The sequence below is a fragment of the Actinomadura verrucosospora genome (assembly GCF_039540335.1).
Lineage (GTDB): Bacteria > Actinomycetota > Actinomycetes > Streptosporangiales > Streptosporangiaceae > Spirillospora > Spirillospora verrucosospora.
On sequence record NZ_BAABEV010000072.1, the window covers coordinates 1 to 25,166 of the forward strand.

Below are 25,166 nucleotides of genomic sequence, written 5' to 3' on the forward strand. Positions count from 1 at the left end.
GCGATCGGCCGGGCGGGCGCGGTCGCGGCCGCGGCCCGCGCACCTTCGACCGCGAGGGCGGCAACCGCCGCCAGGGCGGCGAGGGCGGTCGCGGCGGCGAGCACCGCTCCTACTCGTCCGGCGAGCGCCGCGGCGGCGGTCCCCGGACCGGCGGCGGCTCCCACGGCAACCGCCGGGGCGGCTCCGCCTCCTTCGGGGGCGACCGCCGGACGGCCCGCACCAGCTGATCGACGACCGAAGAGCCCCGCACTCGCGTGCGGGGCTCTTCGCTTTCCGGGTGCGGGGGCGGCGGGGCGCGGCGGTCAGCCGGCCTCCTCGCTGAGGACGTCGCCGTCGCGTGCGGCGGACTCGGCGCGCAGCCTGTCCTGGAGGATCTGCAGGCCCTCCAGGCCGTCCACTGAGAGGGCCGCGAGCTCGTCCAGCGACATCAGGGGGTCGGTGCGCAGGGGCGGCTGCCAGCCGCTCTCCTTGTCGTGGCTGCGCAGGATCTTGGCCGGGACGCCGCCGATGACCGAGTGGTCGGGGAACTCGCCGCGGACGACGGCGCCGCCGGCCACCGCGACGTTGCGGCCGAGGCGGGTGCCGGGAAGGATGATCGCCCCGGTGCCGATCCAGCAGCCGTCCCCGATCACCACCGGGTTGTTCTCCGGCCACTGCCGCCCGATCGGGGTGTGCAGGTCGCCGTAGGTGTGGTTCTGGTCGGTGATGTAGACGTTCGGGCCGGTGAAGACGTCGTCGCCGATCTCGATCGACTGGTGACCGACGATGTGGGTGCCGCGGCCGAGCGAGCAGCTCCCGCCGATCCGGACGATGACGTCCGGCCCGAGGTCGAGGCCGGGCACGAACCCGGCGGAGATGGTGACGTGCGTGCCCACCAGCGTGTGGTCGCCGATCGAGATCCAGGGCTCGCCGTAGATCGCGCCGGTCGGGAAGCCGATGCAGGCGCCCTCGCCCAGGTAGGCGAAACTGCGGCGGCCCGGCGTGTGCGGGGTGATCTCCCCGTGCCGCTGGATCCATTCCCAGGCGCGGTGCACGGCCGTGTGCACGCCCTGGCACGCCCGCTGCTTCGCGCGGGCCGCCAGCACCTGCCGCAGGGGGCGTTTCGGCGACATGGCGTTCACCGTACCGGGTGGTAGCAACTCCCGTCCGCACCGGGACGGCGAAGGGCCCGGCCGCGGTGCGGCCGGGCCCTCACCCGTGCTTCCAGCGCGTTCGCAGGCCTCAGTGCGGTGAATGCACCTGGCCGTCCGCGTCGGCGCCGCTGACCGTCATGGAGTCGGCCGAGGTCGCGCTGCCGGAATGCTCACCCGACCCCTTGGCCATGTCGCGGACGGCGCCGCGCCGCGTGGCCACCGCGCCGGCCACTCCGACGGCGGCGACCACCCCCACCATCGCCATGACGGCGCCGCGCCCGGACTTCGCCGCCGACTTCGGCGGTTCCACCCGCCCCGCGACGTCGCTCAGGAACGAGCTCACCCGCGGGGCGAGCCCGGTCTCCACGTACCGGGCCGCATGACGCAGCCTCGGTGCGCTCCAGCCACGGGCGACCATCACGCGTTCGTTCGCGATGGGCCCGATCCGCTCGGCCGCGCCCGCCGCGCCCTGACGGCACGCGTCGACGCCCTGGCGGGCCGCCTGCTGGACGCGGCCGAGCCGGTCGACGACCTCGTCCTGCGGCTTCCGGCGGATATTGATCATTAGGGACACGCTAACCTCCCTGTTTGCGAGGTCCTGTCAGGCAGCCTTCCCAGCGAACGGGAGGTAAACACCGCGACCGTGACGAGCCTTCAACGGAAAGTGACGGATCCGGGCCTGGCCGGGACCCCGCACCGCACGTCACCGAACCCGTCGACGTCAAAGAATCCACCAAGAGGAGGCGGCCAGCGTGGCCAACGAGATCTTCGCGACGCTCACCACGTCGCTGGGCAAGATCGTCATCCAGCTGTACCCGGAGCACGCGCCCGAGACCGTGGCGAACTTCGTCGAGCTGGCGGAGGGCACCCGCACCTGGACCGACCCGCGCACCGGCCAGAAGTCGGACGCGCCGCTCTACAACGGAACCATCTTCCACCGGGTCATCGACGACTTCATGCTCCAGGGCGGCGACCCGCTCGGCACCGGAACCGGCGGCCCCGGCTACCAGTTCAAGGACGAGTTCCACCCCGACCTGAAGTTCGACCGCCCGTACCTGCTGGCGATGGCGAACGCGGGGCCCGGCACCAACGGCTCCCAGTTCTTCATCACGACGAACGTCGCGCACACGCGGCACCTGACCGGCCGGCACACCATCTTCGGCAAGGTCATCGAGGGCACCGACGTCGTCGACCGCATCAGCAAGGTCGAGACCGGGCGGGGGGACCGCCCGAAGGAGGACGTCGTCATCGAGTCGGTGACGATCGAACGCCGTTAGACGTTGTCACGGTGAGACCCCGCCACGGGTGAGCCGAGCGCCCGCCGCACGTAAGGCCCACGGAGCCACTGATGAGCACAGACCAGAGTCCCGTTCCCGAGACCTCGGTGCCGACCTGCTACCGGCATCCGAGCCGCGAGACGTATGTGCGCTGCACCCGATGCGACCGCTTCATCTGCCCGGAGTGCATGCGGGACGCGGCGGTGGGGCACCAGTGCGTGGAGTGCGTCGCCGAGGGCAACCGGGGGGCCCGCAAGGCGGTCCCCCGGACGGTCCTCGGCGCGCGGGGCGGGGCGACGGCCGTGCCGATCGTCACCTACACGCTCATCGGCGCGTGCATCGCGGCGTACCTCGCCGAGCTGGCGTCCTGGCGCGTGGTCTGGGAGTTCATGATGCTCGGCCAGGGGGTGCTGCCCGGCGGGCAGGTCGGCGGGGTCGCCGAGGGCGAGTGGTACCGGCTGTTCACCACGATGTTCCTGCACCAGCGCGGCGGGTCGTTCGGCATCACCCACATCCTGTTCAACATGTGGGCGCTGTGGGCCGTCGGTCCCGCGCTGGAGCAGGTGCTCGGACGGTGGCGCTTCCTCGCCCTCTACGTGCTGTCGGGGCTCGGCGGCTCGGTGCTGCTGTACCTGGTCGGGTCCCCGCACGACTCGGCGGTCGGCGCGTCCGGGGCCATCTTCGGACTGTTCGGGGCGTACTTCGTGATCGGCCGCAGGCTCGGCGGGCCGGTCGGCCCCATCGTGGTCCTGCTGGTGATCAACCTGGTGATCACGTTCTCGGTGCCGGGCATCTCCTGGCAGGGCCACGTCGGCGGCCTGGCGGTGGGGGCGGCGCTGGCCGCGGCCTACGCCTACGCGCCGGAGGCGCGGCGCCGGCTGGTGCACCTCGGCGCGCCGCTGGTCATGCTGGCGCTGCTCGCGGGGCTCGTGGTGCTCAGAACGGCCGAACTGAGCCCGGCGATGTAGCCGTGCGCGGGATGGCCGTGCGCGGGGCCGCCGCGCACGGCCGCACCGGCCGCCCGGCTCGCGCGCGGCGGCGTCCGCGCTCCGGCGCCTGTGGACACCCGCTGTGGAAAACCTGGGGAAAGGCGCGGTGAGAGATCCTCAACCTGTGGATAACTCGCGGTCAGCGCCAGCGGGTCGACAGGACCACGCCCAGGATGATCGCGGTGAAGCCGATTCCCAGGTTCCAGTTGTGCAGGTCGGTCATGTACGGCACGTCCGTACCCGTGCTGGCCGTCACGTAGAAGACAGCGATCCAGATCAGGCCGACGAGCCACAGAGCGACCATCGTCGGCACGAGCCAGCGCGGGCTGACCTCGGGCGCCTTGGACTTCTGCGGGGGCGTGTAGACGGCCTTCTTGCGCACTTTGGACTTGGCCACGGTGGGATCGATCTCCTCGGGCGTCCGGCGGCCGGAGCGTCGGACCGCGCATGGGTGTTTTGTCGGTTAGCGTAGTCGCTGGTGAGCAGCGTACGGCGTCCGGCGTGGGGAAGCATCATCCCAGTTCTCACGCTCCTTGCGGGAACCTTGTTCGCGGCGAGCGCGAGCACGGCCCGCGGCACGAGCCTGCGCGAACAGGGCCGGACCAGGATCACCGAGCTCATCACCGCGGAGCAGCGCCGGGGCCGGCAGGATCGTGCCGAGTACCGGCGACTGCGCCGCCAGGTCGACGGTATCTCCCGGGAGGCCGGACGTCACGACGCCCGGGTGAAAAACGCTCAGGCGGAGGCCGACCGGCTCGCCGCCGAGGCCGGTTTCACCCCCGCCGCCGGCCGCGCCGTCCGCGTCTCGCTGGACGACGCGCCGCAGCCGAAGTCGGGCGAACTGCCCCGCGGCGTCCGCCCGGACGACCTGGTGGTGCACCAGGGCGACGTCCAGGCCGTCGTCAACGCGCTGTGGGCGGGCGGCGCCCGCGCCATGCAGATCATGGACCAGCGGGTGATCTCGACCAGCGCGGTGCGGTGCGTCGGCAATACGCTGATCCTCCAGGGCGTGGTGTACTCCCCGCCGTTCCGGATCACCGCCGTCGGAGATCCGGCCCGGCTGCGCGCCGCGCTCGGCGCGTCCCGCGAGATCGCGGTCTACCGCGAGTACGTCCGCGCCTACGGGCTCGGCTACGCGGTGCGGACGATGGAACGCGCCACGCTGCCGGCCTACACCGGCAACGTGACCATGAAGCACGCTACGGTTCCGGCGGAACCGCCCGAAGGCGGCTGAACCCCCCGGAAGAGGAGGACGCGGTGCGGACGGTGATCCGTGGCATGGGCGAGCTGTGCATCACCGCCGGGCTGGTCGTCATGCTGTTCGTGACGTACGAGCTGTGGGGCACCGGCCAGTACACCAAGGGCGCCCAGGACGAGCTCGGCGACGAGATGATGAAGAACTGGCGGGCCACCAAGGTCACCACTGAGCGGGTCAGGCTCGGCCGGGGCCTCGCCGTGATCCGCATCCCCCGGTTCGGCGAGCACTACCGCTTCGTCGTGATCGAGGGCGTCGACCGGGCCGACCTGCGCAAGGGGCCCGGCCACTACCCGGGCAGCGCGCTGCCGGGCCAGGTCGGGAACTTCGTGGTCTCCGGGCACCGGACCACCTACTCCGCGCCGTTCAACCGGCTCGGCGAACTCGAGCGCGGCGACAGGATCCTCATCGACACCCGGGACGAGCAGTACGTCTACAAGGTCACCGACCGGCGGATCGTGAAGCCGTCGGCGGTGGAGGTGACCGCGCCCGTCCCCTTCCACCCGAAGCGGCGGCCGACCGAGCGGCTCCTCACGCTCACCACCTGCCACCCGAAGTACTCCGCCGCCCAACGAATGGTCGTCTTCGGCGAGCTGGCCGAGGCCCTGCCGCGCGCGGCGTCGGCTCGGGCCGCCGGGACGTAGGAGGCCCCGTGTACGCATGGATCTGGCGCCGGCTGCCCGGCTCCTGGCAGACCAAGACCGCAACCGCGCTCGGACTGCTCGTCGCGGTCGCCGTCCTCCTCTGGTACGTCGTGTTCCCGTGGATCGAACCCAAGGTCCAGTTCGACCACGGCGTCGTGCAGGACCCGGCGCCGTCCGGCTCCGCCACCCCGGGCTGACCGGCGATGCGCGTCCTCGTCGTCGACAACCACGACAGCTTCGTCTACAACATCGTCCAGTACCTGCTGGAGCTCGGCGCCGACTGCCTGGTCAGGGACCGTTCGGACGTCGCCGTCGAGGACGCCGCCGGCGTCGACGGCGTCCTGCTCAGCCCCGGCCCCGGGCATCCCGCCGACGCCGGAGTCTGCCTCGACCTCGTGCGGGACGCCGAGCGCCGCGGCACGCCCCTGCTCGGCGTGTGCCTCGGCCACCAGGTGATCGCCCACGTGCACGGCGCGACGGTCGCCCGCGCCCCCGAGATCGTCCACGGCTTCACGAGCGAGATCCACCACGACGGCGTCGGCGTCTTCCGCGGCCTGCCGGACCCGTTCGCCGCGACCCGCTACCACTCGCTCGCCGTCGTGCCCGGGACGGTCCCGCCGGACGTCCTGGAGGTGACCGCCCGCACCGGCGACGGCGTCGTCATGGGCCTGCGCCACCGCGGCCGGCCCGTCGAGGGCGTCCAGTTCCACCCCGAGTCGATCCTCTCCACGGCGGGCCATCGACTGCTTCGGAACTGGCTCGAAACCTGCGATGACCTGAGGCGTCGTCCCGCCGGACGGGGCTAGAGACACCCATCTCGCCCCAACTCAGAAAATTTCGATTGAAATCCGTAACGTCCGCTGGCGTCGCGACGAAGACCATAGCGAAGGGCTTCCGCCATTGCCCCCGAGTGGCGGAGGCCCTTCTCTCGTGCCCGGGCCCGTCCGGCCCCGCGACACGGCCCGTGAGACGCCCGAGGGCCCCGCCTCCAGAAGGAGACGGGGCCCTCGATCGGTTCGGTCAGCCCTGGCCGTTGCCGGGGGGCCAGCCGGGCAGGCCCGGCGTCGGCGAGGTCGGGGTACTGGGCGGCGGCGTCTGCGGCTTCTGCGCCACGAAGATCGTCACCGTCTCGCCCGGCGCCACGGTGGCGCCCTCGCCCGGCTGCTGGTCGTACACGAAGCCGGGCGCGACCTGCTTGTCGGGCGGCGGCGCGCCCTTCTGCACGTTGCACCTCAGGCCCATGCCCTCCAGCTTGCCGCACGCGGCCCGCTGGCTGTTGTTGAACAGGCTCGGCACCTTCAGGCTCGACGGGCCCGTCGACACCGTCACCGTGACGTTCGAGCCCTTCGCCGCCTTCGTGCCGCCGGACGGGTCGGTCGAGATCACGTTGCCGCGCGGCACGGTGTCGTTCGAGTCGACCCGCTTGTCGACCTCGAACCCGCTCTCCTCCAGCATCTTCTTCGCCGTGGCGTACGGCTTGCCGGTGACGTCCGGGATCTCGATCTCCGTGGGCGGCTTCTTGCCCTTGGAGACCACCAGCGTCACCGTGGCGCCCTTGGCGGCGTCCGTGCCGGGCTGCGGATCGGAGCTGATCACGTAGCCCTTCCGGACGTCGTCGCTGAAGTCGGTCCTCGGATCGCCGACCTTGAAGCCGAGCTTGGTCAGCTGGCCCGTCGCGTCGTTCTGCGAGACGTTGATGATGCTCTTCGGGATCGCGACCTGGTCGCTCTTGTCGTTCCCCTTGCTCATCAGCAGGCCGATGAGCGCGGCCCCGCCGATGAACAGGACCGCGAGCCCCACCCACAGCGCGGCCTTCTTGCCGGCGCCGCCGCGTCCGTCGTCGTCGTAGTGGGCGGGCGGCAGGCCGTAGCCGTCGTCCTGCGGCCGCACCTGCGTGCGCGCCGGGCCGCCGCCGTACGCGCCCATCACCTGCGTGCCCTGCGGCTGCTGGCCGCCCATCAGCATCGTGGACGCCGCCGTCGACGACACCGGCTGGCCCTGCAGGACGCGCTGGATCTCCTGCCGGAACTCCGTCGCGTTCTGGTAGCGGTGGTCGGCCTCCTTCGCCATCGCCTTCAGCACGATGGCGTCCGCCCACTGCGGGATCTGCGGGTCCACCTGCGACGGCGGGACCGGCTCCTCCCGCACGTGCTGGTAGGCGATCGCGACCGGGGAGTCGCCGGTGAACGGCGGCTTGCCGGTGAGCAGCTCGTACAGCACGCAACCGGTCGAGTAGATGTCGCTGCGGGCGTCCACCCGCTCGCCGCGCGCCTGCTCGGGCGACAGGTACTGCGCGGTGCCGATCACCTGGGCGGTCTGCGTCATCGTGGACGCCGTGTCGGCCATGGCCCGGGCGATGCCGAAGTCCATGACCTTGACCTCGTGCTGCCGGGTGAGCATCACGTTGGCCGGCTTGATGTCGCGGTGCACGATGCCGCCGCGGTGGCTGTAGTCCAGCGCCCGCAGGATCCCGTCGGTGATCTCCAGGGCCTTGTCGGGCAGCAGCGCGCGGTTCTCCCTGAGCAGGTCGCGCAGCGTGCTCCCGTCCACGTGCTCCATGACGATGTACGGGATCGGTGTGTCGCCGATCATGTCCTCGCCGGTGTCGTACACGGCGATGACCGAGGGGTGGTTCAGCGACGCGGCCGACTGGGCCTCGCGCCGGAACCGGGCCTGGAACGTGGGGTCGCGGGCCAGGTCGGAGCGCAGCGTCTTGACCGCGACCACGCGATCGAGGCGGCGGTCCCGGGCACGGTAGACCTCGGCCATGCCGCCGCGCCCGATCACCGTTTCGAGCTCGTAGCGGCCGCCGAGCAGCCGAGGTTGACTCATATGTGCACTTTCCCTCGTACGTCTACACCTTGTCTCCAGAACCTAGCTTCCCCTCCTGGGTCGGCGGGGGATCCGGGCTCGGAGTTGACGGAGTCGTGGTGCTCCCCGTCGGGGCGGGTGTGGGCTCAGGGGCGGTGGGAGTCGCCCGGGGCGGATTCCTTGATGGCTTGTGTGAGAGGGACGCCTGGGGCGGCGCCTGCGTTGACGGACGGATCCTATGCGTCCGGTGCCGCGGCGGGACAGCCGGCCTCGGAGTGCCCCGGGCCTTGCGCCGGGGCGGGGCGCCGGTGGGCGCGGGGGTGGAGGCCGGAACGTCGACGCTGCCGTCCCCGACCGGCCGGGTGGCCGGGGTGGCGGGCGGCTCCCGCTCGTCCTTGCCCGGTCCGGCGAAGGCCAGCCCCTTCCACAGGGAGCCGACGACGATCACGCAGACCAGCACGACGGCCGCGACCGACGCGTACGCCAGTGCCGAGCGCCGTTGCCCGCTCACCGGTCCGCTGGAGAGGTTATCCGCCCCTTCGTCAGCGTCAAATCCCGACAAAGCCGACGATCTTGCGGGGAGGGGGCCGGGGCCCGCGCCCGAGGGCCCGCGTGCGCCCCGGCGCGCCGTGTCCGGCCGGGCGGTCTCGTGGGACGCGCCGGCGCGGCCCGTACTGAGCGACGCGCGGATTCCCAGCGCCCGCGCGGCGACCGTGTCGGCGTTCGCGGGACGGTTGCGCGGCTCCTTCGCGAGCATCTCCATGACCAGCTCGCGGGCCGACTCGGGAACCCGCGCCGGCAGCTCGGCGGGAGCGTCCCTAACGTGCTTGAGCGCCACCTCCACCGGCGTCGCCCCGTCGAACGGCGGCGCGCCGGTCAGGCACTCGTAGGCCACCGCGCCGAGCGAGTACAGGTCCGCCGCCGGGGAGAGCTCCAGGCCCTGCGCCTGCTCCGGGGAGATGTAGTGCGCGGTCCCCATGACCATCCCGGTCTGGGTCTGCGACGCCGCCGCCAGCCGGCGGGCGATCCCGAAGTCGGTGATCTTCAGGGTGCCGTCCGGGGCCACCATCAGGTTCGCCGGCTTGACGTCGCGGTGCACGATCCCGGCCGCGTGGGCGACCGCCAAAGCCCGGGCCGCCTGGACGATCAGGTCGAGCACCGCCTCCAGCGGCAGCCCCCCGTCGCGCACCAGGATCTCGTCCAGCGGCTCGCCCGGAACCAGCTCCATCACCAGGAACGTCCGCCCGGCCTGCTCGCCGTAGTCGAACGCCCGCGCGATGCCCGGATGCCGCAGCTCCGCCGCGAACCGCGCCTCCGACTCGAAACGGCCGCGCGCCCGCATGTCCGAGCCCAGCTCCAGGCGCAGCAGCTTCACCGCCACCGCCCGCCCCGACAGCGCGTCGGACGCGCGCCAGACCTCGCCCATCCCGCCGATCGCCAGCCGCTCCAGCAGCCGGTACCGGTCGTGCAGGACGAGGCCCGCACTCACTTCTGCAGAACCTTCGCCATGATCGCCGCCGCGACGGGGCCGGCGTTGCTCGCGCCGGAACCCGGGGCCTCGACCATCACGGCGAACGCGTAGCGCGGGCTCTGGGTCGGGCTGAACCCGACGAACCAGTTCGCGTTCGGGTTGCCCGGACCCTGCTCGGCGGTACCGGTCTTGCCGGCGACCCGCCTGCCCGCCAGGTTCTTCGCGGTGCCCTCGGAGACCACCGCGCGCATCATGTCCTCGAGCTGGCTCGCCTGGTCGCCGCTCATCGCCTCGCCGAACTCCTTCGGGGAGGCGTTGTAGAGCTCGCTCTGGTCCTTCGCGCGGACCTTCTGCACCACGTACGGGTTCATGATCTTGCCGCCGTTGGCGATCGAGCAGGCGACCAGCGCCATCTGCAGCGGCGTGGCCCGCACGTTCTCCTGGCCGATTCCGGACCGGGCCGTGCCGTCCTTGCCGGTCTCGATGGTGTTGCCCTTGGCGTCCTTGATCGACACCGGGATGTCGCTCTCCGCCGCGTACATGTCGGGCTCCAGCTGGACATGCTTGCCGAACCCGAACGGGGCGGCGCCGTCGTGCAGCTCCTGGATGCCCATGTCCAGCGCCATCTTCGCGAACGAGGTGTTGCAGGACTCGGCGAACGCGCCGCGCAGCGGGGCCGACCCGGCGCAGCTGCCGCTGTCGTGCGAGTTCGGCAGCGGACGGCCCGACTCCGGCAGGATCAGCTGCCCGGTGTTCACCGTGGACGAGCTGTTGAGGCCGAGCTTCTGCATCCCGATCGCCGACACGACCGCCTTGAACGAGGACCCGGGCGGGAACGTCTGGCTGAGCGCGTTGTCGACCAGCGGCTTGACGACGCCCTCGCCCTTGTCGAGCTGCTCCAGGCGCTTCCCGCCCTTCTCACCGGTCTGCGGCGCGACCTCGTTCGGGTCGAACGACGGCCACGACGCCGCCACCTTCACCGCGCCCGTCTTCACGTCGATCACCACCGCGCCGCCCCGGCGGCCCTGAGCCGTCCCCGCCTTCAGCTGCTCGTAGGCGGTGCGCTGCGCCTGCGGGTCGATCGTCAGCTCGACGTTGGCGCCCTCGGCCTTCTTGCCGATGAACGTGTCGAACCAGCGCTGCTGCGTGATCCGCGTGTCCTTGCCGCCGAGCAGCGAGTTGTAGGCCCGCTCGACCTGGGTGGCGTTGCCGTTGAAGTACCCGGTGATCGGCGCGAAGACCGGCCCGTCCTTGTAGGTGCGGCCGTACTTCGGGTTGTCCTTGCCGGTCTCCTTCGAGGTCACCAGCACCTCGCCGCCCGCCGAGATCTGGCCGCGCGGCGAGTTGAACACGTCGGCGTACTGGCGGCTGTTGCGGGCGTCGGTCCGCAGGTCCTCCGCCTGGCTGCCCTGGACGTAGTTGACCTGCGCCATCAGTCCGAAGAACAGCAGCAACGCGAAGATCGCCACCCGTCGAACCGGCTTGTCCATGTTCATAGGGGGGAAGTCACCTCGTGCTCACGATCTGGGTCATGCCCTCGTCCTGGATCGCCTGCGGGGCCGGCTTGCGCGCGTCGTGGCTCATCCGCACCAGGATCGCGATCAGAATCCAGTTGGCCATCAGCGACGAACCGCCCTGGGACAGGAAGGGCGTCGTCAGGCCGGTGAGCGGGATGAGCCGCGTGACGCCCCCGACGATCACGAAGACCTGGAGGGCCAGCACGAACGACACGCCGCCCGCGAACAGCTTCAGGAACGGGTCCCGCGCCGCCACGGCCGTCTTCATCCCGCGTTGCACGATCAACGCGTATATCAGCAGCAGCACCATCAGCCCGGTCAGCCCGAGCTCCTCGCCGAGCGAGTCGAAGATGAAGTCGCTGAAGGACAGCGGCGTCCGCCACGGCTCGCCCTGGCCTAGCCCGGTGCCGAGGACGCCGCCCTGGCCGAGCGCGAACAGGCCCTTCATCAGCTGCGCGCTGTCGGAGTACTCCCCGCCCAGCTCCGCGCAGGCCGAGAAGCCCGGCGAGATGGTGCCCTGCGCCTTGTACTTCTTGTAGATGGTGGTGTCGGGGTTGACCGGGACGACCTTGCCGCTCTCGAGCAGGCAGCCGCCGTCGAAGTACGGCTTGGGGTTCTGCCAGATGTCGATGCGCTGGTTCACGTGGCCCATGAACGGCAGCAGCGTCGCGACGAACACGCCGACCGACAGCAGCCCGACACCGATCACCACCCAGGACACCCGCTGGGTCGCGATGTACAGCATCGACACGAACAGGCCGAAGAACAGCAGCGCGGTGCCGAGGTCCTTCTGCATGAACAGGACGCCGAGGCAGAAGAACCAGATCACCATGATCGGGCCGAGGTCGCGGGCCCGGGGCAGGCTGATCGGGCCGACCTTCTTGCCGATCAGCGACATCGCCTGGCGCTTGTTCACCAGATACCCGGCGAAGAAGACCACCAGCAGCAGCTTCGCGAACTCGCCCGGCTGCACCGAGAACGGACCCAGATGGATCCACACCCGGGCGCCGTTGATCTCCGCTCCGATGCCGGGGACGATCGGCAGCAGCAGCAGGACGACCGCGGTGAGCCCGATCAGGTACGTGTAGCGCTGCGCGGTCTTCGGCGTGAAGGACAGCGGAGCGTCCGGCTTGTCGGTGTCGCGCATGATCAGCACGGCCCCGACGAACAGGGCGATCCCGATGAACGTCCACATCAGCTGGCCGGGCGCGTCGGCGGCGTCCGGGAGCAGCTTCTTGCCCGCGGCCGCCGCGACCTTGCGGTCGTGGCTGGTGTCGAGGTCCAGGCGGTAGATCATCGCCAGCCCGATGCCGTTCAGCGCCACGGCGAGCGGCAGCAGCAGCGGGTCGGCGTAGGGGGTGAACTTCGCCTGGATCAGGTAGGCGATGAACGCCAGGACGGCCAGGCCGCCGCCGTACACGAACAGGCCGCCGGGGATGTTCCCGTCACGGGCGAGGCCGACTTCCGCGAACGCCGACAGCGTCAGGATCATCGCGAAGGCGAGCAGGGCCAGCGACGCGGCGTTGCGCCGCTGGTACGGGAGGTGGGCCCGGATCTGGTCCCCGATCGATTGCATTTACGAGCTCCCTCCGCTGGAGGGGCAGTCCTTGATGGACGGGGTGCGCTGCTTGCACTCTTCCCGGTGCGCGCCGAGCTGGTCGAGCTTGGCCTGCGCCGCCTTCTGCCCGATGAACACGAGGGTGCCCTTCTCGACCGCGGTCACGTCCGAGGCGGGCAGCTCGTCGATCCGGATGTCGCTCTTCTTGACCGAGGCCTGCCGGCAGTCCTGCTGCTCGCGGCCCTTCACCATGACGACCTTGCCGCCCTCGCCGATGAGCGAGTACTTGCAGACGGCGCTCTCCAGCTGCTTCAGCGCCTTCGGGCCGTCGACGGTGTAGGTGTCCTTGACCTGCGCCTGGAGCGCCTGGGGGAGGTCGGCCACCAGGATCGGCTGCTTCGGCTGCTCCTTCTTCGCGGCCTCGCGGGACAGGCTGAGGCCCGGCACCTTCTGCGTCGTCCCGCGGTAGAGGACGACCTCGCCGTCCTTGTTCGCGCCGATGTAGTAGCCGTTCCGGACGTTCTGCAGCAGCACGAACCCGCCCGCCACGACGCCCACCACGACCACGCCCGCCACCACGACCAGCCACGTCCAGCGCCGCGTGCCGCCACGCCGCCCCCGCATCTGCCGGGCCTGCGGCATCGCGCCCGGCGCCGGCGGCGGGCCCATCGGGTCGCCCATCGGCATCGGGGCCTGCGGCGGCGGCATCTCGTCCACCGCCACCGGCGGCTGCGGCCGGGTCTCGCGCAGTTGCGCCGCCCGCCCCGCCGGGGTGTCGGCGACGGTCGTGTTGGACCCCGTCCCCCCGCCCGGCGGCTCCGGCGGCGCCGCGTTGGCCGCCGCGCCCACCGCGTGGCCGGGCCCGCCCGTCGGGGGCTGGCGCTCCAGGTCCACGACGTCGGCGACGACGCAGGTGATGTTGTCGGGGCCGCCGCCCCGGTTCGCCAGGTCGATCAGCTGCCGGACGGCCTGCTCGGGGTCGTCCACGTCCGTGAGCACCTGAAAGATCGTCTCCGCCGTGACGACGCCCGACAGGCCGTCGGAGCACAGCAGGTACCGGTCGCCGACCTTCGCCTCGCGCAGCGACAGGTCGGGATCGACCTCGCCTCGGCCGTCCAGCGCCCGCAGCAGCAGCGAGCGCTGCGGGTGCGAGGCCGCCTCGTCCGGGCTGATCCGCCCCTCGTCGACCAGGGACTGCACCAGCGTGTGGTCGTGCGTGATCTGGAACAGGCTGCCGTCGCGCAGCAGGTAGGCACGCGAGTCCCCGATGTGCACCAGCGCGACCTGATTGCCCGCCCACAGCATCGCCGTCAGCGTCGTCCCCATGCCCTGCAGGGCGGGGTCGGACTCCACGATGCGGTGCAGGTTGTCGTTCGCCGTCTTGACCGTGTGCTCCAGCGCGGCCAGCAGCTCGGTCGCCGGGAGGTCCTTGTCGAGCGCCCGCAGCGCCTCGATGGCCGCGGCGCTCGCGATCTCGCCGCCGACGTGCCCGCCCATCCCGTCGGCCACCGCGAGCAGGTGCGCGCCCGCGTACGCCGAGTCCTCGTTGCCCTCGCGCAGCATGCCGACGTCGGAGCGCGCGGCGTAGCGGATTCCCAGTGTCATTTGCGCAGCTCGATCACGGTCTTGCCGATACGGACCGGAACGCCCGGAGGAACCGGCATCGGCCGGCTCACCTTCGTGCGTCCGAGATACGTCCCATTGGTCGAGCCGAGATCTTCCACGATCCACTGACCGTCCTGCGCGAAAAGTCGGGCATGCCGGCTCGAAGCGTAGTCGTCGGTCACGACGAGCGTGGCGTCATTGGCCCGGCCGATGGTGATGGGCACCCCCGTGAGGTCGATGACGGTGCCGGCCCGCTCGCCCTGGACCACCACGAGCTTGGACGGGGCGCCGTGCTGGGCGCTGTGCTGCGGCCGCGGCGGCTTCGGCTGCCTGGCCGGCCGGGGTTGACGGGGCTGGGACGCGCGCGTGGCCGCCTTCGACGCGGCCTTGGAGCCGAACAGGTCGGCCCTGATCACGCCGACGGCCGCGATGACGAACAGCCACAGCACCGCGAGGAACGCCAGCTTGATCAGCGTGAGGGTGAATGGGGACATCGGAGTCGGGGTTACTCCCTATCGCGGCGGAACACAAGAGTGGTGCGGCCCATCGTGACCCGGGAGCCGTCGACCAGCGTGACCCGCCGGATCGGCTGCCCGTTCACGAACGAGCCGTTGGTCGACCCTAGATCCACGAGAGCGATTTCGGGACCTTCTACGCGGATCTCGGCATGGTGCCGTGACACGCCGGGGTCGACGAGGCGCAGGTCGCAGTCGGTGCCGCGACCCAGCAGGGTCACGGGAGTGTTGATCTCGTAGGTGCGCTGAGTCGTGTCCGATCCCTCCACCGCCGTGGTCACCAGAAGCCGCGGATGCCCCCCGAACACCCCGCCCCGGCCGCCCTGCGGCACGTCGCTCACCGGCCGGCGGATCTCCCCGCCCTCGACCGTCGAGCCCCGGATCACCCCCGACCTGATGCGGAACATGCCCGTGGCGAGATCTCCCGCGTTCTCGAACCGCACGCGCACCGGGCCCACGAAGGAGTACCCCTGCTCCTTCGCGTACTCGCGCGCGAGGTTCGCCAGCTCCTGGCTCAGGCTGTCGGCGTACACCTGGAGCCGCTGCCCGTCCTGCTGAGAGATCTCCACGACGAAGTCGTTCGGCACGAGCGTGCGGCCCTGTGCCACGATCGCCGCCCGATCGTCCATCTCGCGCTGCACAGCGCTGGCCACCTCGACCGGCTGCAGCTCGGACTTGAAGGCACGGGCGAAGGCCCCTTCGACCATGCCCTCAAGCCGTCGCTCGAAGCGCTGAATGACGCCCACGGGCACCTCCCTTCCCCACTGGTAGACGATCGTATCGGTGCGAAGGTTCGCTCGACGTATCTGGATACCTAACCACCCCCGACCCCGTGCTAGCCTTTTCAGGCACCCGGAAACGGGACGGCACCCACGGGCGGGTGGCGGAACGGCAGACGCGCACGGTTCAGGTCCGTGTGTCCGAAAGGATGTGAGGGTTCAAATCCCTCCTCGCCCACACAGGGTAGTGACGCAAGTCGTAGCCCCACAGTGACGGAACAGACCCCGGAGCGACAAGCTCCGGGGTCTTCTTCGTTACGGGGGCCACTCTTCTGTGTCAGCAGAGGCAAGGAGCCGCCGCTCACGAGAGCGGCGGTCCCTTTAGGCGTGGTTCGTGGTGGTGGCGGAAGGCGGTCGTGGCGCAGGCCCTCGCCGGGCGCAGCCCGATGATGATCACGATCGGGTTGCGGGGGGCAACCCGGTCGCCGGGCCGGACGTCCTGACAACGCTGATCATCGCGCCCACCCAAGGGACACTCGTGCTTCGTATCGCCACCACCGGGATGACGTCCGTCCTCATCCTCGGCACATTGACGGCCGCTCCCGCCCTCGCCGACGGGGCGGCGTCCATCGTGCTCGCCGCTCAGGCCGCCTCCGTCGACCCCGACAACCCCACGACCACGATCACCGGGAAGGTCGTCGCCGCGGACGGAACCCCCGCCGCGAGCATCCCGGTCGACCTGTCCACGAACACCGGATGGGGCTCGGTCGACGACGCCACCACCGCCGCCGACGGCACCTTCACCGCGACGCTCAGGCCCAACGGGGCGAGCGACTCGGTGAGCGTCTGGGCCGATGTGCCGTCGCTCGGACTCCACTCCGACGCGGTGACCGTCCAGGTCGTCCACGGGAAGACGCAGACGACCCTGATCGGGAGCCGGGCCGGCCTGGACGAGGGCCAGCCCCTCACCCTCAGCGGTCAGGTCACCTACCAGGGCAGGCCGCTGTCCGGACGGACGGTCGCCATCGACCCCGCCGTCGACCCGTCCCGCTGCACCACGCCCATGTACACCTTCCAGGCCAGAACGGACGCCGAAGGCCGGTTCAGCAGCACCATCAAGCCGCCCTGCACCGCGACCTACGTCGCGCGGTCACCCGCGGCCGGTTTCTACGAAGGCTCCACTGCGACCCTCCCCGCGGTCAGCGTCCGCCCGGCCACGAAGACCTCGCTGTCGGCGACCATGGACGCCTACGGGCGTTTCCGGGCGCGGGGCTCCCTGTACGCGGCCTCCGCCGGCGGAGACGTGAACGGCAAGCAGGTGCTCCTCGAATACTCCCCCAACGGCCGCACCGGCTGGCAGACCGTCCGCCGGATGAAGACCAGCTACGGACAGTTCAGCGCCTCGTTCAACGTGAACAACTCCGGCTACTGGCGGGCTCGCTTCGCCGGGGACACCACCGCGGCCCCCTCCGTCAGTTCCGTGCGCAAGACGTGGCGATGGTCGACCAAGATGTCCAAGCTGAAGGCGTCCTCGACCAAGGTCCGCAAGAACCGCTACATCACCGTCTCCGGGACCCTGAGCCGCTACTACAGCAGCAAGAACCGTTTCGGCGCGTTCCCCGGCCAGAAGGTGCGCATCATCTTCAGGTTCCGCGGCAAGAAGACCTGGTACCACGTCAAGTGGGTGAAGACCAACAGCAAGGGCCGCTACACGGCCAAGGTCCGCGCCTACGGGGACGGCTACTTCGCCGCCACTTTCGCAGGCACCCGCGACACCTGGGCCACCGGCACGCCCAATGACCGCTACGTCAACACCTACGCCGTCCCGTCCCCCGGCGGCCGTTCCGGCCCGCCTCCCGTCACGACCGTTCTCCCGTGGCGAGGCGACCGGTAGCCATCGCGCCGAACCACGACCACCGCTGACCGGCGGGACGAGACCGACGTCCCTACCTGCGGAAGAAGGCGGCGGGACGGGCGCCGCGTGCCCGTCCCGCCGCCTTCCCCCGGTGGTCATCGATCAGGAGCGGAAGGCGGCGGCGTTCTCGGCGGACCACTGGGCGAAGCTGCGCGCGTCGCGGCCGGTGATCTCCTTGACGGTCGGGACCACGGTGTAGCCGGCCTCCGGCGTGCTCCCCAGCGCGGTGACGAGGAACTCGATGGTCTCCTCGCCCATGCCGTCGCCGCGCCACTTGGCGCGCGCCTGGTCCACGGTCAGCTCCACGAACCCGACGTCCGTGCCGATGGCCGCGCTCAGGATCGCGACCTTTTCCCTGAGCGTGATCGCCTCGGGGCCGGTGATGGGGAGGGCCTCGCCGCCGTGCCCGCCCTCGACCAGCACCGTGGCGGCCACGGCGGCGATGTCGCGCTCGTGCACCAGCGCGCTGAGCCGGTCCCCGAACGGCTCCTTGATGATCCCCTCGGCCTTGATCGTCTCTGCCCACCAGCGCAGCGTGTTGGACATGAACTCGACCGGCTCGAGCAGCGTCCACTCGATGCCGGTGGCGGCCAGAGCCTGCTCCAGCGAACCGTTTGCGCGCCCGCCGAGCACCGTGACCCGCCGGACGCCCGCCTCTGCGGCCAGCTTCACCAGACCGGCGCCGTCGGGCAGGGGCGTGTAGTCGTCACCCGCGAAGTTGATCAGGTGTGCGGCCTCGACGCCGTCGAAGACACCGGTCAGTGAGCCGAGGTCGGCGAGGTCGCCGGCGACGACCTCGACACCGTCGGGGAAGGCGGCCCGGGCGGGGTTCCTGGTCAGCGCGCGAACCGGCCGCCCCGCCGCGCGGAGCTCCTCGACGACGAAACGCCCGACGGTCCCGGTGGCACCTGTGACGAGGAAAGTCATGATCGAACCCCTAACTTTGCGGAACGGAACGTTCTGCTCCCATCATAACAGAACGGAACACTTCATTCCACTATCACGACGAGCCTTCGGGGTGGAGGGCGACCTTGCATGGCTAACGTCATTAGCCTTATGGTTATGGCTAACAGCATTAGCCATGAGGGAGGGGTTGTTATGGTCGTCCGCATCGTTCGCATCGCGGGGATCGTGGTCGTCGCACTCGGCGTCGTCATCGGGAGCCTGTACGGCTGGACCCGGAGCCACCCGCACAAGCTCCGCGCCGACATCGAGATCAACGCCTCCGCCGCCCAGGTCTGGCAGGTGCTCACCGACTTCCGGTCCTATCCCGAGTGGAACCCGTTCATCCTCAGCGCCGTCGGCGAGCCGAGAAAGGGCGCGAAGCTGGTCAACAAGCTGGCCGGCACGGACGGCGGGAAGGGGATGACCTTCAAGCCGACCGTCCTGGTCGCCGACCCCGGGCACGAACTGCGCTGGATCGGCCGGTTCGGTGTCCCGGGCGTGGTCGACGGCGAGCACTACTTCCTCATCCAGGAGACGGGCCCTGGGCGGGTCAAGCTGACCCAGGGGGAGAACTTCACCGGCTTCCTGGTGCCCTTCGCCGGGAGCGCGATCGACGTCCAGGACAACTTCGCCGCCATGAACGCCGCGCTCAAGCAGCGCGTCGAGGCAGCGCACTGAGAGAAGACCTCGCCGTGAGCGCCTTCGTCAGGTAATTGCCTTATGACAAGCTTGTTCCTGCATGCGGCGCGCGAGGCGGGGGGCCTGTGGAACTGCGGGACATCGAGATCTTCCTGACCCTGGCCGAGGAACTGCACTTCGGCCGGACCGCCGAGCGGCTCCACGTCACCACGGCCCGCGTCAGCAAGGCGATCAAGAAGCAGGAACGCGCCATCGGGGCCGAGCTCTTCGCGAGGAACAGCCGCAACGTCCGGCTCACCCCGCTGGGCGAGCAGCTCCGCGACGACCTTCGCGAGCTGCACCAGGGGCTGACGCGGACCCTGGAACGGGCCCGGATGGCCGCGACCGGCAAGACCGGCACGCTGCGGATCGCCCTGTTCCCGGCCAACGTCCAGGAACTCCGCCCGTTCTGGGAGACCTTCCGCGCCCGTCATCCGCAGTGGGACATCCGTCTGCGAATGTCCGCGTACCGGGATCCGTTCACGCAACTCCACCAGGGAGAGGCCGACATCCTGGTCACCTGGTTCCCCGTGGAGGAACCCGGCCTCACCATGGGCCCCCTCATGTTCACCGAGCCGAGAGTGCTGGCCGTGGCCGAGGGCCACCCGCTCACCAGATGGTCCTCGGTCTCTCTGGAGGCGGTCAGCGACTTCGAGCACATCACCGTCGAGCCCGTCCCGGACTACTGGTTCGACCGCTATGTGCCGGAGGTCACCCCAGGGGGCCGCCTGATCAGCCGGACCGCCAACGTGGGCAACATCGAGGACATCTTCGTGAGCGCGGTCCTGGAAGGGACCGTCTCCCTCTTCCCGGCCCACGTGGCCAGGTACTACCCCCGCCCCGACATCGCCTACCTGCCCGTCAGGGACATGGAGGCGCTGCCGTTCGGGCCGGTGTGGCACGGCGCCGCGGAGAACGACATGATCCGCGCCTTCGCCCGGGTCGTCCGCGACCTCGGGCCGCTGGCCGGCTGAGACCGTCAACCCCAGGGGCAACGAACCGTTGCCGCAACCGCCGTTGATCGCGGCGGCCTCCCCGGCCGATGCTTGCTCCGTCCGAAGAATCCCTATGCCGGGAGCGAGTCCCCCATGCATCTTCCTGGCCTCCCGAGATGAACGTCGTCTCGTCGACGGTGTTCCTGACCGTCGTCGATCCGCGCGCCTCCAGCCGGTTCTTCACTTCCCATCTGGGATTCCGCGAGGTCCTGGCCGGCGAGGACTTCGTAGGGCTGGGACGCGACGACGCGGCCGTGGACCTCGTCCTGGAGCTGTTCGACCCTGAGCTGCGTCCGCCCGGGCGGGGTCTGGCCGACGTGGTCGTGTCGTTCGCGGTCACCGGCCTCGCGGCCGAGCACGAGCGGCTGCGGAGCGAGGGGGCGACCATCGTGGCCCCGCTCCAGCTGGCCCCCTGGGGTGAGCTCCGCCTTCGGCTGGCCGACCCCAACGGCGTGATCGTCCAGCTCACCGAATGGCTGCCTCCCGCAGGAGCCTGACCCCTTTCGACAGCCCTCTCAGCGGCCGCCTCGACCGGGCGGCCGAATTCCGCCATGCGTTCAGAGGAAGAATCCACATGACCATCACCCTCACCGACCGGGAGAAGAGCGTTCTGCGGACCGCCGCCTACGGCGCCGTTTCGCTGATGGCCGCCGCCGCCGGTTCGCCGGGCAAGGCCGCCGCCCAGGGCTCCCTCAGCCTGACCACCGCGACCGGGCCGGTCGGGCACGTGCTCGCCGGGAAGACGAAGGACATCCGGCTCGACGGCACGTCCGTGGCCGAGCTGGCCGACCGCGTGCTGCCCGCCCTCACGGAGGCCGTGAGCCTGCTGCGGCGGGCCCCGGAGGAGGCCGGCGACTTCCGCCGCACCGTCTCCGTCGCCGTCGACGCCGCCGCCGCCCACAGGGGCGAGCCCGGCCCCGCCGCGGCCGAGATGGCCCGCAAGATCAACGAAGCGCTCGACGCCGGGACGGCCGACCGGGAGCGTCCGGAGCTGCAGAAGATCATCCAGGAGATCGTCGACTCGGGCCTCACCGGGGTGACGCTGCGGGTGAACGACGAACGGGGCGAGTGGGTCGGCGCCGCCGGGCTGAGCGAGCTGGGCGGGGACACGCCGCCGCCGGTCGACGGGCACATCCGGATCGGCAGCAACACCAAGACGTTCACCGCGGTCGTGGTGCTCAAGCTGGTGGCCGAGGGCACGGTCGGGCTGGACGCCCCGGTGGCCGGCTACCTGCCCGAGTTCGACCTGGACCGGCGGATCACGGTGCGGATGCTGTTGCAGCACACCAGCGGGATCTTCAACTTCACCGGCGAGTACTACGACGACGGCACGTTCGCGCCGGGCATCCCCGCCACCCCCGCGGGCAAGGAGTGGGTGGACAACCGGTTCCACACCTACCGGCCAGAAGAGCTGGTGCGCCTGGCGCTGTCCAAGCCGGCGCGGTTCGAGCCGGGCACCGACTGGAGCTACGCCAACACCAACTACGTGCTGGCCCGGCTGCTGATCGAGAAGGTCACCGGCCGACCGGTGGCCGAGGAGATGCAGCGGCTGGTCCTGGGGCCGCTCGGCCTGTCGGGCACCGTCCAGCCGAGCAGCGCGACCGACATCCCCGAGCCGCACGCGCACGCCTACTACCGGTACGAGGAGGACGGCCGGCCCCAGACGGTCGACGTCACCCGCCACAACCCGTCCTGGATCTCCAGCGGCGGCGACATGATCTCCACCAGCCGCGATCTGGCCACGTTCATCTCCGCGCTGGCCGGGGGCCGGTTGCTGCCGGCCGACCTGCTGGCCGAGATGTGCACGCCCGAGTCCAAGGCCGGCTACGGCCTGGGCGTCTTCGTGCAGCCGGTGCCGGGCGGCGGCACGGTCATCACCCACAACGGCGGTATGGCGGGCCACGCGGCCCTGATGTACAGCACGCCCGACGGCGGCACGACGCTGACCGCCACGCTGAACTACGTCGATGACGCCGCCATGTCCATGGGCGCGGCGTTCCAGGAGGCGACACAGCGCCTGGTCGCCGAGGTGTTCGGCAACGGCCAGGCCGGACCGGCTCGATAACCGGCCGCGCACCAGACCCCGAAACGGACCTACCGGTGGGCGAACCGACGGGGCCACGCGGCCGCTCACCGGCGTCCGGCCCCCACTCCGCAGTGAAACGAGGAACGATGAGAATCCAAGCCCCACCAGCGACCAAGGCCCTGCGGCGAGTGGCCGTCACAGCATTGGCCGCCGCGCTGATGGCCGGGGCGGTCAGCCCCGCTCCGGCCAGCGCGCACGGCGGCGTGACCGGGCTGACGGCCGCTGCCGGGCAGGACCGCTCGCAGTTGCAGAAGGCCATGCAGGCGTTCGTCGACGCCGGTTTCACCGGAATACAGCTGCGCGTGCGCGATGCGCGGGGCGAGTGGGTCGCCAGTGCCGGAGTGCGCAAGCTGGGTGCGGCCGCCAAGCCGCCGACCAACGGGCGGTTCTGGACGGGCAGCGTCGTCAAGACCTTCTCCGCGACCCTGATGCTGCAGCTGGTGGCCGAGGGGAAGGTCGGACTGGACGACCCGGTGGCCGGCTACCTGCCGGACCTCGGCCTGGATCGGCGGATCACGGTGCGGATGCTGCTGCAGCACACCAGCGGCCTGTTCAACTACACCGGCGAGTACTACGACGACGGCACGTTCGTGCCGGGGATTCCCGCCACCGGCGACGCATGGCTGAACAACCGGTTCCGCAGCTACCGGCCAGAAGAGCTGGTACGCCTGGCGCTGTCCAAGCCGGCGCGGTTCGAGCCGGGGACGGATCAGAACTACTCCAACACCAACTACACGCTCGCCCTGCTGCTGATCGAGAAGGTCACCGGCCGCTCCTACGCCGAACTGCTGCAGCGGCGGATCCTGCGGCCGCTCGGGATGTCGGCCACCATGGTCGCGGGCAACCGGACGGAGCTTCCCGCGCCGCACGCCCACGCTTACTACAGCTACCAGGGCCAGACGGTCGACATCTCCCGGCAGAACCTGTCCTTGCTGGTCGGTGCGGGCGACCTGATCTCGACCACCCAGGATCTGTCCACGTTCTTCTCCGCGCTGAACCGGGGCAGGCTCCTGCCGGCCGAGCTCCTGGCCGAGATGCGCCGGCCGTACGGGGAACTCAGATACGGGCTCGGGGTGTTCGCGGAGGACATGGGCCCGAAATGCGGCACCGTCTACCAGCACAACGGCAGCCCGCCCCACGGCTACGGCGCGCTGATGTACAGCTCGCCCGACGGCAAGACGACCCTGACCGGCTCGGTGACCTGGGTCGACTCGGCCACCCGGGGGCCGGTGAAGGACTTCGAGAAGCTGCTGGACACGCTCGTCAAGGAAGTGTTCTGCGGCACGCCCGCCGACCGGACCAAGCCGACGCGGTGACCGAAGGCGGGGTTCCGGCAAGAAACGCGTGACAGGCTCCAACATCGGGTGCTCCGGGCTCCCGGGTCATCGACACGCCGCGGGAGCTGGTGTTCGAGGCGTTCACCGAGGCGCGGCACCTGTCGCGATGGTGGGGGTCCCGATGGCTTCACGACCACCACGCAGCGTTCGAGTCCCGCGTCGGCGGGGAGTGGGACTTCGTGATGCACGGGCCGGACGGCGCGACGCCTGTGTCACCGGGAGCCTTCGGGAGCGCGCGGAGGGCTGATGGCCGGGAGGGAGAACCACTGAATGGAGCACATGATGTCGGATACCACCTGCCATATGTCGATCTCGCTGGACGGCTTCGTCGCCGGACCCGACCAGAGCCGCGAGGACCCCTTGGGGAAGCGGGGGCGGGAGTTGCACGGCTGGCACATCGGCGACCCGCGGGCCAACGACGCGGACGAGATCGCGAAAGGGTGGCTGATGCGCCCGAGGGGCGCGTACGTCATGGGCCGCAACATGTTCGGCCCGATCCGCGGGGACTGGGACGAGGACTGGTCGGGCTGGTGGGGCCCCGAACCGCCCTATCACGCGCCGGTGTTCGTCATGACCCACCACCCCCGCGATCCGATCCCGATGGCCGGGGGGACGACGTTCCACTTCGTCACCGACGGCTTCGACGCGGCGTACGCCGCGGCGCGCCAGGCCGCGGGTGACAAGGGCGTGGACATCGCGGGCGGCGCCTCGACCGTTCGGCAGGCACTGGCGGCCGGCGTGATCGACGAACTCACCCTCGACATCGCGCCCGTGCTGCTCGGTTCGGGCGAGCGGATCTTCGAGGGGGTCGAGTTCGACTTCGAGCCCGTCGAGGTGCTCCACTCCCCGCTGACCACCCACATCCGCTACCGCCACATCGGCTGACCACGGAAAGGATGGCACCGAAACGTCACAGGCCACGCCCGTTACAGCAGGTCCGAGCTCGGCGACCGCGGCGTCGAGCGCGCGCGTTCGAGCCGACCGGCCTGCCGGCTCACCGCCGCCAGGACGATGGCGATCCGCTCGGCGGCGACACCGGACCCGCCCTCCTCGGCCCTCCGCCCCGCGAAGGGACGGTCAGGGGTTGAGCCGGCCGGTCTGCCAAGCCCAGGCGGCGATCTCGACCCTGTTGCGGACGCCCAGTTTGTGCTGGATGTTCGCGACGTGCGTCTTGGCGGTGCCGGGCGTGACGGACAGCTGGGCGGCGATCTCCGCGTTGGTGCGTCCCCGCGCGACCAGGATCGCGACCTCGGTCTCGCGGCCGGTGAGGCGCCCGTCGTCGGCGCGCGGGCGGGGCGGGGCGAAGCGGCGCAGCAGCCGGGTGGTGATCGAGGGGCTGATGAGCGCGTCCCCGGCGGCGGCCGCGCGGACGCCCTCCACGAGCAGCGCGGGGCCCGAGCGCTTCAGCAGGAATCCGCAGGCGCCGTCGCGCAGGGCGGTGTGCACGTACTCGTCGAGGTCGAACGCCCGGCGTGCCCGCGGCGGCGGCCGCCGCCGTCACGGCGATCGCCGCTCCGGCCGCGCGGGCCCGCGGGCGGCTCTGCCGAACGGCCGAGGCGCACGCCAGGAAGATCTGCCGAACGGCCGATGCCCGGGCGGGGGTCCCGTCGCGAGGCTCGTCCTCATGAACGATCACAAGCGAATCGTACGAACCGGGCTGGCCGCGGCCGCCGTCGCCGGCCTCGCGGGGTGCGGTCCGACGGCCGAGGCCGCGCC

At 70.9% G+C, this 25,166-nt stretch carries 25 protein-coding genes, 1 tRNA gene and 2 pseudogenes; 16 read left to right on the forward strand and 12 right to left on the reverse strand.

Annotated elements, in window-relative coordinates:
• Positions 1-227 (forward strand): annotated as a pseudogene (locus ABD944_RS40430) (DEAD/DEAH box helicase); the annotation flags it as partial.
• A 75-nt stretch (positions 228-302) separates the two neighbouring features.
• Here ABD944_RS40430 and ABD944_RS40435 read toward each other — a convergent pair.
• Both ABD944_RS40435 and ABD944_RS40440 read right to left on the reverse strand, forming a co-directional pair.
• Positions 303-1,112, reverse strand: a complete 810-nt coding sequence (locus ABD944_RS40435) for an acyltransferase (RefSeq protein ID WP_345187090.1) — start codon at positions 1,110-1,112, stop codon at positions 303-305.
• Between the two features lie 109 nt (positions 1,113-1,221).
• Positions 1,222-1,698 carry a hypothetical protein gene (locus tag ABD944_RS40440; protein ID WP_345187093.1) on the reverse strand — a complete coding sequence of 159 codons (477 nt, stop codon included), beginning with the start codon at positions 1,696-1,698 and terminating at the stop codon, positions 1,222-1,224.
• Between the two features lie 187 nt (positions 1,699-1,885).
• Here ABD944_RS40440 and ABD944_RS40445 point away from each other — a divergent pair, with 187 nt between their 5' ends.
• Both ABD944_RS40445 and ABD944_RS40450 read left to right on the forward strand, forming a co-directional pair.
• Entirely contained in the window at positions 1,886-2,410 is a 525-nt protein-coding gene (locus tag ABD944_RS40445; protein WP_345187095.1) for a peptidylprolyl isomerase, read from the forward strand.
• A gap of 71 nt (positions 2,411-2,481) precedes the next feature.
• On the forward strand, positions 2,482-3,378 hold the full coding sequence (locus tag ABD944_RS40450; protein WP_345187097.1) for a rhomboid family intramembrane serine protease: 897 nt from the start codon (positions 2,482-2,484) through the stop codon (positions 3,376-3,378).
• Positions 3,379-3,538: 160 nt separating this feature from the next.
• On the opposite strand, the gene ABD944_RS40455 is transcribed toward ABD944_RS40450, so the two are convergent.
• The gene (locus tag ABD944_RS40455; RefSeq protein ID WP_345187099.1) at positions 3,539-3,796 is read right to left on the reverse strand and encodes a cell division protein CrgA; all 258 of its coding nucleotides are present in this window, start codon (positions 3,794-3,796) and stop codon (positions 3,539-3,541) included.
• Between the two features lie 147 nt (positions 3,797-3,943).
• Here ABD944_RS40455 and ABD944_RS40460 point away from each other — a divergent pair, with 147 nt between their 5' ends.
• The 4 genes from ABD944_RS40460 to ABD944_RS40475 are packed head-to-tail and all read left to right on the forward strand — an operon-like array spanning position 3,944 to position 6,104.
• Positions 3,944-4,633 carry a DUF881 domain-containing protein gene (locus tag ABD944_RS40460; protein ID WP_345187101.1) on the forward strand — a complete coding sequence of 230 codons (690 nt, stop codon included), beginning with the start codon at positions 3,944-3,946 and terminating at the stop codon, positions 4,631-4,633.
• A gap of 23 nt (positions 4,634-4,656) precedes the next feature.
• A complete protein-coding gene (locus tag ABD944_RS40465) occupies positions 4,657-5,298 on the forward strand; it encodes a class E sortase (protein WP_345187103.1) in 642 nt (213 codons plus the stop codon).
• Positions 5,299-5,306: 8 nt separating this feature from the next.
• Entirely contained in the window at positions 5,307-5,495 is a 189-nt protein-coding gene (locus ABD944_RS40470; protein ID WP_345187105.1) for a hypothetical protein, read from the forward strand.
• 6 nt (positions 5,496-5,501) lie between these two features.
• Positions 5,502-6,104 carry an anthranilate synthase component II gene (locus ABD944_RS40475; RefSeq protein ID WP_345187107.1) on the forward strand — a complete coding sequence of 201 codons (603 nt, stop codon included), beginning with the start codon at positions 5,502-5,504 and terminating at the stop codon, positions 6,102-6,104.
• Between the two features lie 214 nt (positions 6,105-6,318).
• Here the strand turns inward: ABD944_RS40475 and pknB are convergent, their stop codons facing one another.
• From pknB to ABD944_RS40510, 7 genes are read right to left on the reverse strand one after another with little or no spacing between them, the layout of a single operon-like run.
• Positions 6,319-8,130, reverse strand: coding sequence for a Stk1 family PASTA domain-containing Ser/Thr kinase (gene pknB, locus ABD944_RS40480; protein ID WP_345187109.1), 1,812 nt, complete (start codon positions 8,128-8,130; stop codon positions 6,319-6,321).
• A 22-nt stretch (positions 8,131-8,152) separates the two neighbouring features.
• Positions 8,153-9,598: a serine/threonine-protein kinase gene (locus tag ABD944_RS40485; RefSeq protein ID WP_345187113.1), complete on the reverse strand. Its 1,446-nt coding sequence runs from the start codon at positions 9,596-9,598 to the stop codon at positions 8,153-8,155.
• Positions 9,595-11,070 carry a peptidoglycan D,D-transpeptidase FtsI family protein gene (locus ABD944_RS40490; protein WP_345187115.1) on the reverse strand — a complete coding sequence of 492 codons (1,476 nt, stop codon included), beginning with the start codon at positions 11,068-11,070 and terminating at the stop codon, positions 9,595-9,597. Before ABD944_RS40490 ends, ABD944_RS40485 begins: the two co-directional genes overlap by 4 nt.
• Before the next feature lie 16 nt (positions 11,071-11,086).
• Complete coding sequence (locus ABD944_RS40495) at positions 11,087-12,673, reverse strand: FtsW/RodA/SpoVE family cell cycle protein (RefSeq protein ID WP_345187118.1); 1,587 nt, start codon at positions 12,671-12,673, stop codon at positions 11,087-11,089.
• Positions 12,674-14,260 (reverse strand): Stp1/IreP family PP2C-type Ser/Thr phosphatase, encoded by a 1,587-nt coding sequence (locus tag ABD944_RS40500; RefSeq protein WP_345187120.1) that lies wholly within the window; start codon positions 14,258-14,260, stop codon positions 12,674-12,676.
• Positions 14,257-14,754, reverse strand: coding sequence for an FHA domain-containing protein FhaB/FipA (locus ABD944_RS40505; protein ID WP_345187123.1), 498 nt, complete (start codon positions 14,752-14,754; stop codon positions 14,257-14,259). The genes ABD944_RS40500 and ABD944_RS40505 overlap by 4 nt, the downstream gene beginning before the upstream one ends.
• Positions 14,755-14,765: 11 nt before the next feature.
• Entirely contained in the window at positions 14,766-15,521 is a 756-nt protein-coding gene (locus ABD944_RS40510; RefSeq protein ID WP_067627928.1) for an FHA domain-containing protein, read from the reverse strand.
• Positions 15,522-15,649: 128 nt separating this feature from the next.
• Here ABD944_RS40510 and ABD944_RS40515 point away from each other — a divergent pair.
• Positions 15,650-15,732 (forward strand) — tRNA-Leu (locus tag ABD944_RS40515).
• A 300-nt stretch (positions 15,733-16,032) separates the two neighbouring features.
• Complete coding sequence (locus ABD944_RS40520; protein WP_345187126.1) at positions 16,033-17,388, forward strand: hypothetical protein; 1,356 nt, start codon at positions 16,033-16,035, stop codon at positions 17,386-17,388.
• Positions 17,389-17,511: 123 nt separating this feature from the next.
• Here the strand turns inward: ABD944_RS40520 and ABD944_RS40525 are convergent, their stop codons facing one another.
• Positions 17,512-18,336 (reverse strand): NmrA family NAD(P)-binding protein, encoded by an 825-nt coding sequence (locus ABD944_RS40525; protein ID WP_345187128.1) that lies wholly within the window; start codon positions 18,334-18,336, stop codon positions 17,512-17,514.
• A gap of 171 nt (positions 18,337-18,507) precedes the next feature.
• Between ABD944_RS40525 and ABD944_RS40530 the strand changes: the two genes are divergently transcribed.
• From ABD944_RS40530 to ABD944_RS40555, 7 genes and pseudogenes are all read left to right on the forward strand, one after another.
• A complete protein-coding gene (locus ABD944_RS40530) occupies positions 18,508-19,032 on the forward strand; it encodes an SRPBCC family protein (RefSeq protein ID WP_345187131.1) in 525 nt (174 codons plus the stop codon).
• Positions 19,033-19,118: 86 nt separating this feature from the next.
• On the forward strand, positions 19,119-20,006 hold the full coding sequence (locus tag ABD944_RS40535; protein ID WP_345187134.1) for a LysR family transcriptional regulator: 888 nt from the start codon (positions 19,119-19,121) through the stop codon (positions 20,004-20,006).
• Positions 20,007-20,143: 137 nt separating this feature from the next.
• Positions 20,144-20,524, forward strand: a complete 381-nt coding sequence (locus ABD944_RS40540; protein WP_345187137.1) for a VOC family protein — start codon at positions 20,144-20,146, stop codon at positions 20,522-20,524.
• Between the two features lie 77 nt (positions 20,525-20,601).
• Positions 20,602-22,092: a serine hydrolase domain-containing protein gene (locus ABD944_RS40545; RefSeq protein WP_345187139.1), complete on the forward strand. Its 1,491-nt coding sequence runs from the start codon at positions 20,602-20,604 to the stop codon at positions 22,090-22,092.
• Between the two features lie 107 nt (positions 22,093-22,199).
• A complete protein-coding gene (locus tag ABD944_RS40550) occupies positions 22,200-23,429 on the forward strand; it encodes a serine hydrolase domain-containing protein (RefSeq protein ID WP_345187142.1) in 1,230 nt (409 codons plus the stop codon).
• A gap of 68 nt (positions 23,430-23,497) precedes the next feature.
• Positions 23,498-23,644 (forward strand): annotated as a pseudogene (locus ABD944_RS42580) (SRPBCC domain-containing protein); the annotation flags it as partial.
• 109 nt (positions 23,645-23,753) lie between these two features.
• Positions 23,754-24,335, forward strand: coding sequence for a dihydrofolate reductase family protein (locus ABD944_RS40555; RefSeq protein ID WP_345187144.1), 582 nt, complete (start codon positions 23,754-23,756; stop codon positions 24,333-24,335).
• A 192-nt stretch (positions 24,336-24,527) separates the two neighbouring features.
• Here the strand turns inward: ABD944_RS40555 and ABD944_RS40560 are convergent, their stop codons facing one another.
• Positions 24,528-24,896, reverse strand: coding sequence for a LuxR C-terminal-related transcriptional regulator (locus tag ABD944_RS40560; protein ID WP_345187146.1), 369 nt, complete (start codon positions 24,894-24,896; stop codon positions 24,528-24,530).
• Positions 24,897-25,166 lie beyond the last annotated feature (270 nt).

Coding starts and splice junctions, on each gene's coding strand:
- ABD944_RS40435 (WP_345187090.1), bottom strand. CDS start 1,112: ATGTCGCCGAAACGCCCCCTGCGGCAGGTGCTGGCGGCCCGCGCGAAG.
- ABD944_RS40440 (WP_345187093.1), bottom strand. CDS start 1,698: ATGATCAATATCCGCCGGAAGCCGCAGGACGAGGTCGTCGACCGGCTC.
- ABD944_RS40450 (WP_345187097.1), top strand. CDS start 2,482: ATGAGCACAGACCAGAGTCCCGTTCCCGAGACCTCGGTGCCGACCTGC.
- ABD944_RS40475 (WP_345187107.1), top strand. CDS start 5,502: ATGCGCGTCCTCGTCGTCGACAACCACGACAGCTTCGTCTACAACATC.
- pknB (WP_345187109.1), bottom strand. CDS start 8,130: ATGAGTCAACCTCGGCTGCTCGGCGGCCGCTACGAGCTCGAAACGGTG.
- ABD944_RS40490 (WP_345187115.1), bottom strand. CDS start 11,070: ATGGACAAGCCGGTTCGACGGGTGGCGATCTTCGCGTTGCTGCTGTTC.
- ABD944_RS40495 (WP_345187118.1), bottom strand. CDS start 12,673: ATGCAATCGATCGGGGACCAGATCCGGGCCCACCTCCCGTACCAGCGG.
- ABD944_RS40500 (WP_345187120.1), bottom strand. CDS start 14,260: ATGACACTGGGAATCCGCTACGCCGCGCGCTCCGACGTCGGCATGCTG.
- ABD944_RS40505 (WP_345187123.1), bottom strand. CDS start 14,754: ATGTCCCCATTCACCCTCACGCTGATCAAGCTGGCGTTCCTCGCGGTG.
- ABD944_RS40525 (WP_345187128.1), bottom strand. CDS start 18,336: ATGACTTTCCTCGTCACAGGTGCCACCGGGACCGTCGGGCGTTTCGTC.
- ABD944_RS40530 (WP_345187131.1), top strand. CDS start 18,508: ATGGTCGTCCGCATCGTTCGCATCGCGGGGATCGTGGTCGTCGCACTC.
- ABD944_RS40540 (WP_345187137.1), top strand. CDS start 20,144: ATGAACGTCGTCTCGTCGACGGTGTTCCTGACCGTCGTCGATCCGCGC.
- ABD944_RS40545 (WP_345187139.1), top strand. CDS start 20,602: ATGACCATCACCCTCACCGACCGGGAGAAGAGCGTTCTGCGGACCGCC.
- ABD944_RS40550 (WP_345187142.1), top strand. CDS start 22,200: ATGAGAATCCAAGCCCCACCAGCGACCAAGGCCCTGCGGCGAGTGGCC.
- ABD944_RS40555 (WP_345187144.1), top strand. CDS start 23,754: ATGTCGATCTCGCTGGACGGCTTCGTCGCCGGACCCGACCAGAGCCGC.